The organism is Myxococcus vastator (genome assembly GCF_010894475.1).
Classification (GTDB): domain Bacteria; phylum Myxococcota; class Myxococcia; order Myxococcales; family Myxococcaceae; genus Myxococcus; species Myxococcus vastator.
In genome coordinates this window covers 1-17,343 of sequence record NZ_JAAIYB010000007.1, presented here as the reverse complement: position 1 = coordinate 17,343, position 17,343 = coordinate 1, and the positions used below count along the sequence as shown (strand labels likewise).

The 17,343-nt window shown below is 70.5% G+C and carries 13 protein-coding genes; 6 read left to right on the top strand and 7 right to left on the bottom strand.

What is annotated here, in order from left to right:
- Positions 1-31: 31 nt before the first annotated feature.
- The 4 genes from G4D87_RS01510 to G4D87_RS01495 all read right to left on the bottom strand — a co-directional run bounded on the left by G4D87_RS01510 (position 32) and on the right by G4D87_RS01495 (position 8,575).
- Complete coding sequence (locus G4D87_RS01510; RefSeq protein ID WP_205507371.1) at positions 32-1,078, bottom strand: EGF domain-containing protein; 1,047 nt, start codon at positions 1,076-1,078, stop codon at positions 32-34.
- Positions 1,079-1,365: 287 nt separating this feature from the next.
- Positions 1,366-6,351: a hypothetical protein gene (locus G4D87_RS01505; protein WP_163777626.1), complete on the bottom strand. Its 4,986-nt coding sequence runs from the start codon at positions 6,349-6,351 to the stop codon at positions 1,366-1,368.
- A 105-nt stretch (positions 6,352-6,456) separates the two neighbouring features.
- On the bottom strand, positions 6,457-6,981 hold the full coding sequence (locus tag G4D87_RS01500) for a hypothetical protein (protein ID WP_163777623.1): 525 nt from the start codon (positions 6,979-6,981) through the stop codon (positions 6,457-6,459).
- Between the two features lie 148 nt (positions 6,982-7,129).
- Complete coding sequence (locus tag G4D87_RS01495; RefSeq protein ID WP_163777620.1) at positions 7,130-8,575, bottom strand: EGF domain-containing protein; 1,446 nt, start codon at positions 8,573-8,575, stop codon at positions 7,130-7,132.
- Between the two features lie 619 nt (positions 8,576-9,194).
- Here G4D87_RS01495 and G4D87_RS01490 point away from each other — a divergent pair.
- Positions 9,195-9,590 (top strand): hypothetical protein, encoded by a 396-nt coding sequence (locus G4D87_RS01490; protein ID WP_163777617.1) that lies wholly within the window; start codon positions 9,195-9,197, stop codon positions 9,588-9,590.
- Positions 9,591-9,703: 113 nt separating this feature from the next.
- Positions 9,704-10,741: a PA0069 family radical SAM protein gene (locus tag G4D87_RS01485; RefSeq protein WP_163777614.1), complete on the top strand. Its 1,038-nt coding sequence runs from the start codon at positions 9,704-9,706 to the stop codon at positions 10,739-10,741.
- A 22-nt stretch (positions 10,742-10,763) separates the two neighbouring features.
- Here G4D87_RS01485 and G4D87_RS01480 read toward each other — a convergent pair whose 3' ends face one another.
- From G4D87_RS01480 to serC, 3 genes are all read right to left on the bottom strand, one after another.
- Positions 10,764-11,012 (bottom strand): GlsB/YeaQ/YmgE family stress response membrane protein, encoded by a 249-nt coding sequence (locus tag G4D87_RS01480; protein ID WP_163777611.1) that lies wholly within the window; start codon positions 11,010-11,012, stop codon positions 10,764-10,766.
- 186 nt (positions 11,013-11,198) lie between these two features.
- Positions 11,199-11,756, bottom strand: a complete 558-nt coding sequence (locus G4D87_RS01475) for a chalcone isomerase family protein (RefSeq protein ID WP_163777609.1) — start codon at positions 11,754-11,756, stop codon at positions 11,199-11,201.
- Positions 11,757-11,797: 41 nt separating this feature from the next.
- Positions 11,798-12,886 (bottom strand): 3-phosphoserine/phosphohydroxythreonine transaminase, encoded by a 1,089-nt coding sequence (gene serC / locus G4D87_RS01470; protein WP_163777604.1) that lies wholly within the window; start codon positions 12,884-12,886, stop codon positions 11,798-11,800.
- A gap of 161 nt (positions 12,887-13,047) precedes the next feature.
- On the opposite strand from serC, the gene G4D87_RS01465 reads away from it, so the two are divergent.
- Genes G4D87_RS01465 through G4D87_RS01450 form a run of 4 tightly spaced genes read left to right on the top strand, consistent with a single transcriptional unit; the run spans position 13,048 to position 17,226 of the window.
- The gene (locus G4D87_RS01465; RefSeq protein ID WP_176410237.1) at positions 13,048-13,623 is read left to right on the top strand and encodes an RNA polymerase sigma factor; all 576 of its coding nucleotides are present in this window, start codon (positions 13,048-13,050) and stop codon (positions 13,621-13,623) included.
- Between the two features lie 6 nt (positions 13,624-13,629).
- Positions 13,630-14,442, top strand: a complete 813-nt coding sequence (locus G4D87_RS01460) for a hypothetical protein (protein WP_205507370.1) — start codon at positions 13,630-13,632, stop codon at positions 14,440-14,442.
- A 10-nt stretch (positions 14,443-14,452) separates the two neighbouring features.
- Positions 14,453-16,096, top strand: a complete 1,644-nt coding sequence (locus G4D87_RS01455; protein WP_163777593.1) for a caspase family protein — start codon at positions 14,453-14,455, stop codon at positions 16,094-16,096.
- The gene (locus tag G4D87_RS01450; RefSeq protein ID WP_163777590.1) at positions 16,096-17,226 is read left to right on the top strand and encodes a carboxypeptidase-like regulatory domain-containing protein; all 1,131 of its coding nucleotides are present in this window, start codon (positions 16,096-16,098) and stop codon (positions 17,224-17,226) included. The genes G4D87_RS01455 and G4D87_RS01450 overlap by 1 nt, the downstream gene beginning before the upstream one ends.
- Positions 17,227-17,343: the final 117 nt, after the last annotated feature.

The following is a 17,343-nucleotide window of genomic DNA, read 5'->3' as shown; positions in this document are numbered from 1 at the left end:
GGCCCCCGGTTCGGGGAAGCGGAGGCTCAGGCTACCCCAGGACGCAGACCCCCGACGAGCAGGTCTTCGCCGCCGGACAGTCCACGCCGCAAGCGCCGCAGTTGTGCTCGTCCGACGACACATCCACGCACTGCGCGCCACACTGCACCCCGGGAGCCGGGCAGGAGCCCCCCACGCAGTCAAAGCCACCTGGCGTATTGACACACACCTGACTGGGGTTGCACGCGGCAGTCCCGTTCGAGCACTCATCAATGTCATTGCACGTCCAGCCGTTGCCCCAGTAGCCCGGTCGGCAGGTGCAGGTGTAGCTCCCCGGCGTGTTCGTGCAGAACGCATTCACCGAGCACTGCGCGGTGCCGTTCATGCACTCATTGACGTCATGGCAGACGCTGGGCTGCGTGCCCTGACAGGTGTAGCCCGGCTCCACGTGACAGGCGCTGCTACAGCCATCCCCCGGCACCCGGTTGCCGTCGTCACACTGCTCCGAGGTGCCCACCCGGCCATCGCCGCAGGTGGCGCCCGCGCCGCCGCCCGTGTCCTCCACGGCGTCCAAGCCGTACAGCGAGGCCAGCCCGCCCCGCAGCCGCACGTAGCGGTACGGCGTGGCGCTGCTGAAAGGCACCAGCGTGGAGTGCGTCCCCAACCCCAGGTCCAGCAAGTTCGCCTGCCCCGTGCTGATGATGCTCATGTCCGCGCGCAGGAACTCCACCTGGGCAATCACCGCCAGCGAGAGTCCCTGATAGTAGATGCGCAGCGGCCCCGTGCCCTCTTCGCCCAGGCCCATGTCCAGCAACAGGGAGCCTCCCAGGAGGCCCAGGAAGGTGGCGGCGTTCCCATCTGGCGCGCCCACGGCGTTGTTCGGGTTGAGCACGGCGATGACACCGCGCTGGACCACGGCGTCGGCGTACCGGTCTCCCGCCATCGCGGACACGGCGTCCGCTCCCGCCTCGGCGTCCACCGGCACCTCTTCGGAGACAAGGGACTCCTGCTCCAACTCAGGACCACACGCCCCCATCATTCCGAACGCCAGCGCCGCGCTCAGCCATCGCCACAGGGGGGTCACTCGACGGGTCTTCATTGTCTTGCTCCATTCCACTTGGACTTGGGGGTTGGTGGCCCGGCATGAAGACAACCACACCGGATGACCGCCAAGACAATGAACGCACGAAGGCCCGCCCCGGCTTTATACACACGCATTCCGCCCCTCCGGCGCGTGTGCCATTGGACAGCCTTTGCTCCAGGTAGCGCCGCGACGAACGCCAGGTGACACCCACCCTGGACACAAAGGCTGAGAGCGTCGTCTCAGCACGCCTCAGCCTTCTTGATTCTTGGGAGCGGAGAGCGTGCGAGCGGGAGCGCGGGCGCTCAATCCCAGCCGCGAAGCTGGACGCGGACCCGATGCACGAGCAGCGCCCACTCCTGGCGCTTCAACGTCGTCAGGACACGACCGCCAATGAGCGTGAGTCCGGCAAGCGTCATCACCACGAAGCCGATGCGGTGGTCCCTCAGCCCGGCGTCGAGCAGCGTGGCCGCGACGTCCAGCGTGAGGAACAGGGCCCCCAACGCCAGGTAGGCGCGAATCTGGAACACCATGCCCGCCACGACGCCGAGCAGGCACACCCCGCCAAAGACGAGCGCATACATGCCGTCGGGAGACTGACCCACCTGGACCGCCATGCGCGCGGCCGCGGGCACATACAGCAACATGCCCCCGAGGATGCGCACCGTGTTGCGCGCGGCGTGCGGCAGGCTCTCCGCGAAGAGCTGGCCCAGCATCAACAACAGCAACCCCATGGGCGCCAGGTAGATTTCCAGGCCCTCCAACCCAAACGCCAGCGCGGAGATGAGCAGCGCGAAGTTGCACGCCGCCGCGGCGAACGCACCGAACAGCCGGCTGCGCTCCACCGCCCCCAGCGTCGCGTACAGGAGGCCGGAGCCACCCGCGAGCAGCGCCGCCTCTTGCGTCGCCTCGCCTGGCAGCACCAGCGCCATCCCGATGGGCAGCAGCGCCGCGAAGCGCCGGGTCGCCGCCTCCACGGGCTGCACGCCTGCCCGCCGGGCCAGCACCGTCACGCCCACCAGGATGAAGCCCAGGGCCAGCGCGAAGAGCGCGTCGTGCTCGGCGCGCAGGCCCGGTGCATACAGATTGCGCACCAGGGCGTAGACCCCGACCACCGCGGTCTGCACGAAGTAGACGTGCCGGCCGGTGTGCTGGCTCCAGGCGCAGTGCAGCGCCACCAACACCAGCGTGCCGATGGAGGCGGCGGCCAGCGGGAGGGCGCTGTCGGAGGCGGAGCCCCCCACCGCCAGGGCCGCGAGCATCAGCCCACTCACCACGAGCCCGGTGTCACGTCCCCACGCCAGGCCGCCCGCGACGTCCGGCCGGCGCCTCCGCACCCACTCCTGGGCGGCATGGAGGGCCAGCACGCCCACCGAGGCGGCCAGGGACAGGGCCGCGCCATGGACGATGAAGAGCTGGCCATAAGGCAGCGTCGGACCGACGCGGCCCGCGCGAATCGAGAGGACGGCCATGAGCGAGGCGACAAAAGTGCCGCCCACCACCCAGGCCCCCAGCGTCGCGACGAGCGAGGCGAGCGTGCCCTTCCACTGGAACGCCGCCACGAGCACCGACGCGGCGACGAGCGCCAGCGTCACGGGCAGCGCGGGGAAGGTCATCCAGCTCCCGCCCAGGCTCAGCAGCATCTCCCCCAGGAGGTTGAGCGCGGCGAGTATCGACGACGTCGTGCCATTCGTCGCCAGCGCGTACACGAGCGCGGCCAGCAGGTAGATGGCCATGGCCTGGTGAATGCGCACGCGCGCGGCGCTCTCGGGCAGCCCCCGGCGCCGGACCAGCCAGGGCCCCAGCGTCACCACCGCCAGCCCCACCAGCGCGAGCACCGGGCCGGGCCACACCTCGAAGATGTCCACGCGGTGCGCCAGCGCGTGGACCAGCAGGAGGATGCTCGCGCCAAGCACACCGCGTCCCTGCGCCCTGGCCCCACCGAGGAACAGCACCAGGCCGGTGATGCAGACCAGGCCCGCCGCCGTGAGCCCGGGCTGGAAGAGGGCCGCGAGGAAGACCGCGCCCACGCTGATGACCACGTGGCGCCGCAAGAGGCGCTGGAAGGGCTCGGGCAGCCCCCGGAGCGAGGCCACGGCGTAGACGAGCCCCGCGGCGGCGATGCCCGCGAAAGCCCGCTGCCACAGCAGGAACACCGTGTCTCCTGGCGCGAGCCACGCGGCCTTGTCGAGCCAGTGCAGAGACTCGGCGCCGATGCGCACCCACATGCCTTCGGACGACCCCGCGGGCGTGAGCCTGGGCCCGAGCAGCGACTGCCTCGCGGCCCAGAGCGCCGCGCCAGGCAGGCCGAGCCAAAGCCCCACGCTCGCGAGCCGCACCGAGCGCGCGGACACCGAGAGCAGCAACATCAGCATCGCGGGCCCCAGCAACATCAGGGGCGGAATGAGGGCCAGCGCACGGGACGGACGGGGCAGGCCGACGAGGAGCGCGCCTTTCAGGAGCACACAGGCCAGCACCGCCACGCCCAGATGGGGAACCCAGTGGTAGAGCGTGCCGTGACGAGGCTTCTCCAGGAACCTGGCGACCCAAGGACCGAAGCGCCGTGTCGCCAGCGCGACGCCCCAGAGCGCGACGCCGATGAGCGAGGTCCGCAGGGCGGCGACGTCCGGCGGCGACGGTCGGCCCGCGCGGTTGACCAGGGCGGTGAGCGCGATGAGCAAGCCCAGCGACGCGAGCGTCACCACCGAGCCGCGCAGGTGCCAAGCCTCGAAGCCGCGCGACACGAAGGCCACGAGCGCGACCAGGAGGAGCAGACCGGCCGCGAGCAGGCACGTGGCGCGCTCGGCGTCCGTGGGCCTGGACATCCACGCAGCCAGCGTGAGCGTGGCGACGAAGACCTGCACCAGCGCCACCGTGGCGAAGCCATCCGTGAAGAGCGGCAGCCCTCGTGCCCCGAACGGGAGCCGGAAGAGGTCGAACACCCGCCTGCTCCAGGGGCTGGGAGCGTCGCCCGCCGCGTCAGCGGGGACGGGCGTGCGTCCGCGAAGCGCCGCGAAGGCCGCGAAGCCGAGCGCCAGGGACGCGGCGACGAGGGCGGCTCGGGCGGACGCGAAGTCGGAGACGGTGCCCGCCACCTGGGACACCGCGAGCGCGAATCCCGAGGCCGCCAGGAACCCGACGAGCCGGCTTCCGTCCCGCCGGACACGCAGCAGCAGCCAGGCCGTGATGACGGCCGTGGGCAGCGCGGCGAGCACGCCGCCAGGCAGCCCCAAGGCAGACACCAGCACGTCCGGAGCCACCGGGGCGGCGTCCACAGCCAGCAGGACTCCCGCCGCGGCCAGGCCGAGGGACAGGTCATCCAGGGGCAGCAGTCCGTCTTGCCGCGAGCCCCGCCGGGCCCAGGCGGCCTGGACGAGTCCCACGGCACCGTAGAGCCCGCTCACGAGCGCGAAGACGGCCAGGCGGCCCCAGTTCCCCTCCAGGCCCGGAGTCCCCTGGGCGCAGGCCAGCGCACCGAAGAGGAGGCCCACGCCGCCCAGGTAGTGCAGGCCCCGCCAGCGCCAGCCGCCAGCGACGTGCGCGGCCCCGGCGATGACGAGCCCCGTCATCACCCGGGCCCACGGCGAGTCGGAGCAGCCCACCTGGGTCACCAGAGGCATCGCCACCAGCGCGCCGAGGACGGTCCAGGCGAGCAGGCGGATGCGCAGCCCGGGAAAGGCGCTCCAGCGCGCCAGGAGCATCAAGCCCGAGGCCGCCACCGTGCCGCCGAACACCCACCAGCCCGGGTCCGCGGGCGCCAGTGTGCGCGCGAACAGGGCTCCGGCGAGCAGCGTCGACATCACCAGGAGGTGGACCAGGGCCCGCCGCCGGGGCTCCAGCAGGAAGAAGACCCCCGCCGCCAGGAGCGGCGCGAGCGCCGAGGCGAAGTCGACCTGGAAGTCCCCTCCCGGCTGGACGGCGAACGCGCCCAGCGCCCCCGCGAGCGCGCCGCTGGCGAGCACCGCGAAGGCGACCACCTCCAGCACCGGGCTCACGCGTGGGTGGGCCTCGCGCGCGGCGTCGGTGGTCGCGGCCACGGCGATGACGGTGGCCAGCGCCTGCGCCCACAGCGTGAAGCCCGCGAACAGGGCGCTGCCCGGCTCCAAGGCGTCGAAGCCCGACGGCGCGCTCGCCACGCCGAAGACGGCGAGCCACAGCGCGCCATAGAGCGCGGCGCTCGCGCCGACGAGCGCCGTGTTTCCCGAAGTCGGCCCGCGTGCGCGCCAGGCCGTGGCCCCCAGTGCCACCACGCCCATGCAAGCACACAGCGCGCGCAGCCAGGGCGCGTCGTCCAGCACCATCAGCGGCAGCCCGGCGAGCAGCGAGGGCAGGAGCGCCACCGCCAGGGCCGTCACCGGCGTGCCATGCAGCAGCCGTCCCGCCGACCGCAGCGGCACCAGGCCCAGCGCGGCGACACCGAGCGCCACCGCGGAGCCGAACCCGGGTGACAGCGCGAACAGCGATGACAGCGCGATGAAGGAGACGGGAAGCAACGCGAGGCCGATGCCCGCGAGGACCCGGCCGACGGGCATGGAGCGCCGGGACAGGAACACCCCCAACCCGATGAAGCCCGCGTGATAGCCCCACAGGGCGCCCGTGACGAGGAGCTGGCGCGGAACCCCTCCGAGCGCGTGCCAGGCCTCGCGCACGCCCATGAGCGAGCCGCCCAGCACGAGCATCGCGCCGAGGAACCACCAGATGAACTCCTGGAACCGGGGCGCGCTGTCCGGCTGGGCATCGAGCGCCACGACGGCCTCGAGCCCTCCGCCGAGTGGGCTCGACGAATCCCGGGTGAAGAACGTCTGCCCGGAGTCCAGCGCGGCCCCCAGGTCATCCGCCCCCGCCTCCGGGTCATGCGGGTGCCCGCGGCGCTTGCGCTCCTTCCGCGCCCGCTCCTCCTTCGCGGCTTCGTCCAGCGAGCTCGCGAGCGCCGCGCCCCAGCCCCACAGCCGCGAGCCTCCCGCGTTTCGAAGCGAGCTCGCGACGCTGTCGGCCCAGGCCTCCGCGCGCGTCGCCGCGTCCACGAGAGGAACGGCCACCGGCGTTGGGAGGTCGGCCGGCGTCCCGACGTGAAGGTCGTTCGCGGCAGGCGCCAGGGACTCGGCGAGCCGGGCCGCGGTGACGCCATCAATGACGGCGCTGGCCTGCCAGCCTTCGATGTGCCGCCGCAGGGTCTCCCTCACGAGCGCGTCGAGCTGCGGCGCGGTGGCGGGCTCGAGAGGGGAACCGCACTCCTGACACATGGCACCCGAGGCCACGTCGCGGAGCCGGGCACAGACTTGGCAGATCATGATGCGACAGCATAGCCTCAATCCCCCCCGCGCTCGGTGGATGCTCGCGAACAGAAGGAGCAGTCCCCCGAGCTACGGGGCGAGGACGGAGCAGCGTCCACCCGCTCAGCAATCCCGGGGGCAGGTGAGCTCCTCGAAGGGAGCGCAGACCCCGTCACCGCAGTCGGCCGAGGGGTAGCAGTCCCGGGGACAGGTGCTGGGCAGCTCGCGCCCGTTGCAGACCCCGTCGCCGCACTCGGAGCCGCAGTCCACGGGGCAGTTCGCGGTGTGCTCGCCGCCGCCGCAGATGCCATCTCCACACCAGGCGGGTATGCCGCAGTCCTGGGGACAGGTGTTGGACGTCTCCGCGCCGTTGCAAGCGCCATCCCCGCAGATGGGGAGGCCACAGTCCTCGGGACAGGTGTCCGCAGTCTCCGTGCGAGTGTCGCAGAGACCGTCACCGCACAAGATGAGCACCCCACAGTCCTGAGGACAGCTGCGGGAGGTCTCGCGCCCGGAGCACACATGATCCCCGCAGAAGTCGAGCGAGGCCTCCGACCGCGCCAACTCCTGCTCGGCCTCCACGGGCCCGCATGCGGCGAACAATCCCAACGACATGCCAGCCACCAACATGACCAGACGCGCCTTCATGTGTGCCTCCTTGGAAAATGGAGCCGCACATCTCAGCGCATCCTCAATCAATAGACAATGCCAAGCGAAGCGCGGGCAGCCCGGGAAGGCCCCTCGCCGCGACACGTGGCGCGGCGAGGGACCGGAGGCCATCAACGCATGACGTCAGCTACGGCACCCCGGGGTACGTGAAGGACGCGACATGCGACGGGTGGCCCGGGTAGCAGTCAGTCCCCGTGTCGGCGCTGACGACAGCGCCCCAGTAGATGAGGTACGGCTGGTCAAGCCGCAGCACGGTGACGGTATACGAGACGGGGTCCATTACGCTGGGCGGAGGCGAGTAGCTGGCCGCCTTGAAGCAGACGTCGTACGTGCCAGTCGGCGGGATGGCGCCAGCGTTCCAGATGACCCGCTCCGGCCCCCACCCAGATGACGCAGTCAGGTCCAATGCTCCGAAGTCCGTCCCAGCGTCGGGCCCAGGGTTGCCGGCGTGGATGACCTTCCCCGTGGGCGTCCGGACGACGAGGTCCCCATCGCCGAAGCGCGCCCACGACGTGGCGATCTGCAGCCGGAGACCATCCTCCACGCAGACGCCCGCCGAGCAGGTGTCCCCCCCGCCACAGACATTGCCGCAGGCGCCGCAGTTGGACGCATCCGACGACAAATCCACGCACTGCGTGCCGCACTGCACCTCGGGCGGCTGACAGGCGCCGCCCACGCATTCGTAGCTCCCAGGCGTATTCACGCAGAGCTGGCCCGGCAGGCACACCGCGGTCCCGTTCGCGCACTCGTCGATGTCATCGCACGTCCAGCCATTGCCGGAGTAGCCCGGCAAGCAGGTACAGACGTAGCTGCCCGGCGTGTTCGTGCAGCTCGCGTTCACCGAGCACTGCGCGGTGCCATTCGTGCATTCGTCGTCGTCGGTGCAGACACTGGGCGCTCCGGAGCAGGTGTAGCCCGGCTCCACCTGGCAGCTCGCGCCACAGCCGTCTCCCGGCGCCACGTTGCCATCGTCACACTGCTCCCCTGCGTTCAGCTCGCCATTGCCACAGAGGGCGCCGCCACCGAAGCCCGTGTCCTCCACGGCGTCCACGCTGAACAGCGAGGCCAGCCCGCCACGCAGCCGCACGTACCGGTAGGGCGTCGCGTCGCTGAAGGGCACCAGCACGGAGTGCGTACCAATGCCCAGGTCCACGAGGTTCGCCTGTCCCGTGCTGATGATGCTCATGTCCGCGGCGAGGAACTCCACCTGGGCAATCACCGCCACCAACAGCCCCCGGTAGTAGATCCGCAGGGGCCCCGTGCCTTCTTCTCCCTCGCCCATGTCCAGCAACAGCGAGCCCCCCAGGAGGCCCAGGAAGCTGGCGACGTTTCCATCCGGCGGACCCACTGCATTGTTGGGATTGATGACCGCGAAGACACCGCTCGGGACGACCGCGTTGGCGTAGGGGTCATTCGCCTTCGACACCTTGTTCGAGGTCCACTCGACCTCCGACTGCGCCTCCTCGGAGGAAAGGGACTCCCCCTCCACCTGGGGCCCGCACGCCCCCATCACTCCGAACGTCAGGGCCATGAACATCCATCGCCAACCGGGGGCCACTCGACTGCCATTCATTGTCTTGCTCCATTCGATTTGTACTGGGGGATGGCGGCGTGACAAGCAGACAACGAAACGAGGCCGCCAACACCAAGCTAGGCACGAGCCCCCAGATGCAGCTCAAACACACGCATGCCATCCCGGAACTCGCATGCCATTGAACAGCATTTCCGCCAGATGCCGCCGCGACGAACGGCACGCGACATCCATCCTGGACATGAAGGCCGAAGCCTCCGCGCCAGCTCGAGCAATGACTCTCAATTCTCAGGATTGAAGAGGCATCATGGCAGGCGCGAGTGAGCCGCGGGGCGAGCACGTCCACGCCGGCTCCGTGAGTGCGCACGCCCCACCTCGATGACGTGCCAGTCCAAGATTCACGCGAGGATGCGCTGCCCTTCTGCGACAATGAATCCTATCCGTCTGCCGTTCGCTGCATTTGTCTCCGTGCCCCTCCGGCGCCCGGCCCCCCCAGAGCCGGGGCCATCCAGGAATGCCGAAGGCGGCGCAATGCGTCATCCGGCGACGCAATCCATCCCAACCCACCGGGTGTCAAAAACACACCATTTACAATACGTAAAAACCCTCATACACAGCGCACGTCCCCAATTCGGGGACAACTCGCAATGAGGGGGAAGTCGTGAAGAAGTTCAATACGTTGGGAGTTGTGGGTCTGCTGTCTCTGGCCGCCGTGGGCTGCGGTGGGGAGTACACGCCGGAGGAAGAGCAGGCCATGCAGCAGCCGGAGCTGGGCGATGTGGCGCAGGCCGCGGAGTACGCGACCATCGACGCCATGCAGACGCGTGATTTCTCGACGTGGCTGTTCGGCTCGACGCCGTTCATCATCGAGAACCTGTCCAGCACTCACTCGACGCCCTACTACGCGTACTGCGGTGGCAACTCCACCTCCGGTACCGTCGCCGCGGGCGCGACCATCACCGGCAGCCTGATGTGCAACTGGCCCGGTGCGCGCCTGTACGTCCGCAACAACGGCACGCTCACCGGCAACCAGCGCCTCTACGTCACCACGTACTGAGCCACGTAGCCCCGCCATCCGGATGGCGTACGGGGGGAGCCCTCTGCAGGGGGTTCCCCTTTTCACGTCCGCCCGGCCTTGACTGAACGTGCATTCAGGCCCACGGTGCGCCCATGAAGGCGCGTCCCATCGACAATCCGCCCAACCCGTGGGCGAGCACCGCGGTGGAGTACCTGGACGAAATCCCGCCGTCCAAGCTGGAGGTCTTCGAGGACCACAGCCGGCAGGTGCTGTCCCACAACGACAGCCCGGACGTGGGGTTCAGCTGGAGCGTCAACCCCTACCGGGGCTGCCTCCACGCCTGCGCGTACTGCTACGCGCGGCCCACGCACCAGTACCTGGACCTGGGCGCGGGCACCGACTTCGAGACGAAGCTGGTGGTGAAGCCCCGGGCGCCGGAGCTGCTCCGCGAGGCCTTCGAGAAGCCCTCCTGGAAGGGTGAAACCGTCGTCTTCAGCGGCGTCACCGACTGCTACCAGCCGCTGGAGGCCTCACTGCGCCTGACGCGCGCCTGCCTGGAGGTCTGCGCGGACTACCGCAACCCGGTGGGCATCATCACCAAGGGCGTGCTCGTCGAGCGGGACCTGGACGTCCTCCAACGGCTGGCCCGGGACGCGCGCCTGTGGGTCAGCATCAGCCTCCCCTTCCACAACGCGGAGCTGGCCCGGGCCATGGAGCCCCATGCCGCCTCCCCCATGCGCCGGCTGCTGACCATCCGCCGGCTCACCGAGGCGGGCATCGACGTGGCGGTGTCGGTGGCCCCCATCATTCCGGGCCTCAACGACGAGGACATCCACCGCGTGCTGGCCGCGGCGCGTGAGGCCGGCGCCACCCGCGCGCACCACACGCTGGTGCGGCTGCCTGGCCCGGTGCAGGACGTCTTCGCGGAGCGGCTGCGCGCGAAGCTTCCCCTGCGCGCGGAGCGGGTGCTCCACCGCATCCGGGAGACCCGCGGCGGGGCGCTCAACGACAGCCGCTTCAAGCACCGCATGCGCGGTGACGGCCTCTACGCGGAGACCCTCCACCGCCTCTTCCACACGTCGGCGCGCAAGGTGGGCATCCGCGCCTCCTACGTCACCGAGGACGCTCCGGACACCTTCCGGCGTCCGGAGCGCAAGCCGCCGCCCACGCCGCAGCTCAGTCTCTTCTGAGCGCGCACGCGGGCGGCGGGCGTCATTTCCGGATGACTTGGACGATGGTGATGAGGATGACGGAGCCCACCGTCGCCACCAGCAGCGACCACAGGTTGAAGCCCGTCACGCCGGTGCCGCCCATCAGACTGAAGACCCAGCCACCAATCATGGCCCCGACGATGCCGGTGGCGATGTTGGCGAACATGCCCATGCGGGCGTTCGTGCCCTTGATGATGCTGGCCAGCCAGCCCGCGATGCCACCCAGCACCAACCACGTACAGATACCCATGACGACCTCCTTCGTGCCCTCCGGTTGCTATCAGACCTCCCGCCCTCGCGCAGCGGCCGGCCGTCTTCCTCGTGTACGCACGGGCCCCGGAACCATTGCCTCCGGCCCCTGAAACGGCGACGCCCCGTGCCTCCCGGGGAGACACGGGGCAGCCGCGGCGCTTCGGACTCGCGCGCGTGACGACACTCAGTCCTTGCCGAGCATCCCATCCCGCAGGCCGCCGTCCACCGGGTTCTTGCCCACGAAGACGGAGAACAGCGCGTCGGCGAAGTCCTTGCCCTCCACGGAGATCTCCTTGCCCGTCTTGCTGGACACCTGCGTGCCCTGGCCGGGGACGTAGGTGAGGATGAGCTCGTCACCCTTCTTCACGTCCGGGATGGCCGCGTTGAAGGTGTCCAGCTTGGGCTGGAGCTCCGCCAGCTTGGTGCCGGCGTTCTTCTTGAAGCCGTCGCCAATGGCCTCGACGATGGTCTTCTTGTCCAGGTCCCGCAGCATGTACATGCGCACGCGCTTCACCTGGTCCGAGCTGATGATGGCCGCGCCGTCCTTCGACGGCGTCTCCAGGTAGAGTCCCGCCGTGTAGACCTTGAACACGAACTTGCTGCGCAGGCCCACGCCGTTGAGCTTCAGCTCCTTGCCGGCGACGGTGGCCGTCTCCGGGTACTTCACCCCCGCGACGTCCTTGGCGAAGGCCGGGACTGCGAGCATCAGGGACAGCACGACGGTGGTCAGCGTGGCTTTCATGAATCCTCCGGGTGTGGGTAATCCGTGCGATTGGACGCAGCCTACCCGCGCGTCTTCACGAAATGGTCCATGAAGGCGACCAGCGTGCGCACATTCTCCACGCTCACCGCGTTGTACATGGAAACGCGGATTCCTCCGGCCGTCCGGTGCCCCTTGAGGCCCACCATGCCTTGCTGCTTCGCGTCAGCGACGAAGGCCGCCTCCAGCGCCTCCGTGGGCAACTGGAAGACAGCGTTCATCACTGAACGGGACTCGCGCTCCACCGGCGCGCGGTAGAAGTCCGGGTTGCGGTCCACGGCCCCGTAGAGCAGCGCCGCCTTCTCCCGGTTCCACTGCTCCAGCCGCGGCAGACCGCCGACGGAGTCAATCCACTCCAGCACGTTGCGCACCAGGTAGACGGCGAAGGACGGCGGCGTGTTGTAGAGCGAGTTGTTCTCCGCGTGCGTCGTGTAGCGGAAGATCTTCGGGATGTCCTTGCGCCCGCTGGCGAGGTAGTCCTTGTCGGCAATCACCACCGTCACGCCCGACGGGCCCAGGTTCTTCTGCGCGCCGGCGTAGAGGAAGCGGAAGGGCCGCACGTCGAACTTCCGCCAGAGGAAGTCCGAGCTCATGTCGGCCACCAGCGGAACGCTCCCCACCTCCGGGAAGTCGTGCCACTGCGTGCCGAAGATGGTGTTGTTGCTCGTCAGGTGGACGTAGGCGGCCTTCGGGTCCAGCCGCAGCTCGTCCTGGCGCGGAATGCGCGTGTAGCGCTTGTCGGGCCGCACCGTGCTGGCGGCCATCCTCGGGGCGCCGTAGTACTTCGCCTCGTCGAAGGCCTTCTCGCTCCACACCCCCGTCATGAGGTAGTCCGCGCTGCCGCCGGGCGGCAGGAAGTTCATGGGCACCTGCGCGAACTGGTGGGAGGCGCTCCCCGACAGGAAGAGAATCTGGTGGGTGGCGGGGACCTCCAGGAGCCGGGCCATCAGGGCGAGCGCCGCCTCGTGCACCGCCAGGTATTCCGGGCCCCGGTGACTCTGTTCCATCACCGACATTCCGGACCCCTCGAAGTCGAGCAGCTCGTCGCGGGCACGCTCGAGCGCCGGAAGCGGGAGGCTCGCGGGGCCAGGATTGAAGTTGATGACGCGCATGGAAGTGTCCTTTAGGGAGATGAACCGCCGTGGAGGCATTCTTCTCCCCACCGGCCCCCTGAGTGCCAGCGGGAAGAAGCCCGCCCGCCTGCCCGCTGGGGGACGACATGGCAGCGGCCGGCCCCGTGGCCGGTGGGCGTTCACGAAGGTCTGGAGGACAGGTGGGTGCGTCGGAGGGACTGACGGAGTGGGTGCGGCGGGCATCGCAAGGGCAGGCGTCTGCCTACAGCGAGCTCTACCGTCGCACGCGTCCCCTGGTGACACGGCTGGTGGGCGGCTTCTCCCAGCTGGACGCGGATGAGGTGGAGGACGTCATCCAGGAGACCTTCGTCCGGGCGTTCCGGGCGCTCCCCCGGCTGAAGGAGCCGGGGGCCTTCGAGTCGTGGCTGCTGTCCATTGCCCGAAACCGGGCCCGGACGCGGCTGGAGCGGAAGTCCAGCACCCGGCGGCTGGAGGAGGACGTGGCGGACCCGGAACCGGAGACGGTCCCCCACCTTCCCGAGGCGCTGCAGTTGGAGCGTGACATCGAGGTGGTCCGGCGGCTCATCGCGGAGCTGCCCGAGGGCGAGGAGAAGCGGACGGTGCACCTCTTCTACGTGGAGGGTGAGCTGTCCGCGCGGGAGATCGCGGAGAAGCTGGGCGTGGGAAAAAGCGCGGTGACGATGCGACTGGAGCGGTTCCGGTCTCGAATCAAGCGCGAGCTGCTGCGGCGAGTGCTCGCCGGCCGGTGGGAGTGAGTGTTCATGAAACACCTGGACGACGGCGCGCTGAGCGCCCTTTCCCGCCGAGAGCCCGAGGCCGTGGCGTACTTCGCCGGACACCTGGCGCACCCGTGCGAGACGTGCGAGGCGTTCCTCGCCGCGCACCCGGGCCCGGGCCTGCTCGACGGACACGTGGACGCGCTGCTGCTGGGGCTCGCGCCGCCCGGCGCGTCCGCCCCGCCCCTGGATGAAGTGGGGCTGGCCCGCGTGCGGCGCGCGCTGCGAGCCCCTCGGTCCGCGGCCGGGCGCTGGGGCATGGTCGCCGGAGGGCTCGCCGCGTGCCTGCTGGCAGTGGTGTTGCTGCCCCGCATGCGGGCGGAGGCCCCCTCCAGCCAGGGAGGCACCGCGGCGGAATGGACGGGTGAGAAGGGGCGCCTGGCGCGCATCCCCCTGGAGCTGTCGGTGGTGGCACGCGACAGCGCGGGAGGCTTGCGGCGCCTGGACCCGGGCAGCCCGGTGAAGGATTCGGAGGTGTTGCTCCTGCGCTACCACGCCACCGAGGCGGGCACCGCCCTGCTCTTCGAGCAACGGCAGGGCGCGGCGCCGGCGCTGCTGGGCCACTTCCCCCTGGTCGCGGGCACCCATGACCTGCAGGGGCCGCAGGGGCTCGCGGGCGTGAGCCTCGCGGGCGAGGCCGGCCCGGTGACGCTGTGGCTGGTGGGCTCCGCCGGTTCGCCGCCCGACGCCGAGGCGGTCGGTGAAATGTTGGCGGGGCGAAGCGGTGCGGGCTCCCAGGGCCCGCTGGCCATCATCCGGTTCGACGTGAGCGTGAGAAGCAGCCAGAATCGTCCCTGAACGGTTCCACGTGAGGCGCCTCCTTCCCATCCTGCTGGCCTGTCTGGCCGCGTGCGCGACGCCCTCCTCCTCCGGGGAGAAGGGCGGACTGGTGCCGCTGAAGCTGGATGAAGCGTCGCTGTCCAGCGCCTACAAGCCACGCCGGATGGCCCTGCTGGTGGGCATCGCCTCGTTTGACGATCCGCGCTGGAAGGGGCTGCGCTACACCGGCAAGGACGCCCGTGATTTGGGCGCCGCGCTGAGGGACCCCGCGCGCGGCGGGTTCGACCAGGTGCGCGTGCTCACCCGCCGCGAGGAGACGACCCGCGAGGCCATCCTCGGGGCGCTCCGGCGGCTCAAGAAGGAGGCGAACCGGCCCGACGACGTGGTGGTCGTCTACTTCTCCGCGCACGGCACGCTGGCGCGCGACGCGAAGGGCGAGCTGCGGCGCTACCTGGTCACCCGCGACGCGGCCTACCGGGACATTCCCCAGACGGCGCTGAGCATGGACGCGCTGAAGGCGGAGTTCGACGGGCTGGCCAGCCGGCGCCGCATGCTGGTGCTGGCCACCTGCCACAGCGGCAGCGGCAAGTCGTTGCTGCCCAAGGAGCTGAAGGCGGAGCTGGAGGGCATCAAGGCCGGCTTCTACACCCGGCCGCTGGAGGAGTCGTCGCGCGCGTCCATGGTGTTCGCCGCCTGCGACTGGGGCGAGACGGCGCGCGAGGACGAGAGCCTGCGCAACGACATCTACACCCACTTCCTCATCGACGGCTTGAGCGGCGCGGCGGACCGCAATGGTGACGGCGCCGTCACGGCCACCGAGGCGCATGACCATGCACGCCGCCGCACCTTCGCCTTCACCGAGGGGCGGCAGCGGCCGTCGGCGGAAATCCTGGAGGTGGGCGCGGACCCCGTGGTGCTCTCCGGCAGCATCACCCGGACGGGCCGCCCCGAGCTGTTCTCCTACAACCCGCGCCTGGACGGCTTCACGCTCAAGGTGGACGGCGAGGCGCGCACGGACCTGCCCGGCGGCGCGGCGGTGACGCCCGGCATGCGGACGGTGGAGCTGACCAAGGGCGACGCCGTCCTCATGCGCCGCGACGTGGAGGTGGGCCTGGGGGACCGCCTGCCCCTGGAGCGCCTGCTGGCGGAGGCCTTCCCGCGGCGCTCGCTGTCGCTGCTGGGCGGCCTGTTCAGCTTCGCGGATGCCCGCAGCCGCACCGAGCTCTTGCCCCTGTCCCCCGAAGTCGCCCTGTCACTGCGGCTGGAGGACCGGCCGCTCCAGGACTTCGGCCTGCTCTTCGACGTGGCCTTCAGCACCGGCAACCGGGCCCTGCGGCTGACGCCGGGCAGCGAGGTGCCCTTCCGCTACACCACCGTCTCCGCGGGCGCGGCCCTCCCCTACCTGTGGCGCTGGGAGCGGCTGACGCTGTTCGCGGGGCCGCGTGTGGCCGGCCTGTACCTCAGGCGGTCCTTTGACGTAGAGGCTGCCGTCACCGGGCAGCGCTTCTTCACCGTCAGCCCCGGCGTGGTGGGCGGCATCGTGTGGCGGGTGGGTGAGCGGCTGGAGCTGATGTCTCAGGCCCAGCTCATGCTGACGTATGTCGTTGTGGATGGGCAGGGGCAGGCCGTGGGTTTCACGGGTGGCTGGGCCGGCGCGGGATATCGCTTTTGATGCGCTCAACGTTTCACATCGCGGTGGCCACCCTCGTGGCCTGCTGCGCCGCGGGCTGCGGCAACCTGGAGAACGCGCCCTTCCGGGTGGGCACCGTGCACGGGCAGCTCACGGAGAGCGACCCTGCGGTGGCCCTGGTGTCGCTGGTGTCCCAGCCGGGCGTGAGCAGCCATGTCGACGCGGACGGGCGCTTCACCCTGGAGGACGTCCCCACGGGGATGGCGGAGCTCTTCATCGTCGCCACGGCCGAAAAGGCCGCCCGCGTCCAGGTGCGGGTGCTGGGAGGCCAGTCCGTGCAGGTGCGGCCGGTGGCGCCCACCCCCGCGGGCTTCCTCGACCTGCGCGTGAAGACGACCAACGGCTTCCGGCTGTCGGCGGCGGAGGTGTCCGTGGCGGGCACGCCCTTCCAGCGGCTGCTGCTGGACGCGCAGGGGCGGCTGCGCGTGGGGCCTCTTCCGGACGGCTGCTACTCGGTGACGGTGACGGCCCTGGGCTTTCCGGCCACCCAGGTCGAGGACTGCGCGGGCCCTGGCGAGAAGAAGGAGCTCAACGTCGACCTGGAGGTGGACGAGTCGCTCCTCGAACAGGGCTGCCAGGAGATTGGCTGTGTGGAAGGCCTGGTGTGCGCGCCGAACAAGAAGTGCCTGGAGTGCTTCGGCAACTCGCACTGCGGCGCGGGCCTGACGTGCAGGGGCAACCGCTGCGAGGGCCCCGGCCCCCTGTGCGCGCCCTGCACGGGCGACTGGCAATGCGCCGCGGGGACGCACTGCGAGGTGCTGCCCGAAGGAAGCGCCGCGTGCGTGGCCCGCTGTGGCGGCGACGAAGATGACGACTGCCACCCCACGACCCAGGCCCTGCCGGACGACGATTGCCCGGCGCGGTGCGCGCCGGGCTTCACCTGCCAGTCCGGACGGTGCCTGCCGGATGCCGCGAACTTCGCGGGCTGCCATGCCCTGCGGCGGATGGACGCGCCCTGCACCGACGACGCGAGCTGCCACGAGCTGGGGCTGCCCGGAGGGCGCTGCGTCAGCGGAGCCTGCACGGTGCCCTGCGCGACGGACCGCGACTGCCCGGGCAGCCGGCGGTGCGTGGCTTCACCGGCGGGCCCCGTCTGCCAGCTCGGAACGTGACACCGTGGCGCGCCAGGGCACCCCGCGGCTCCGCCTCGTCCTGGTCACCGTGTTCGCTGTCACGACGTGGGGCTGTGAGCCAGCCCCCCGCCCTCCTTCGACGGCGCGCAACACGCC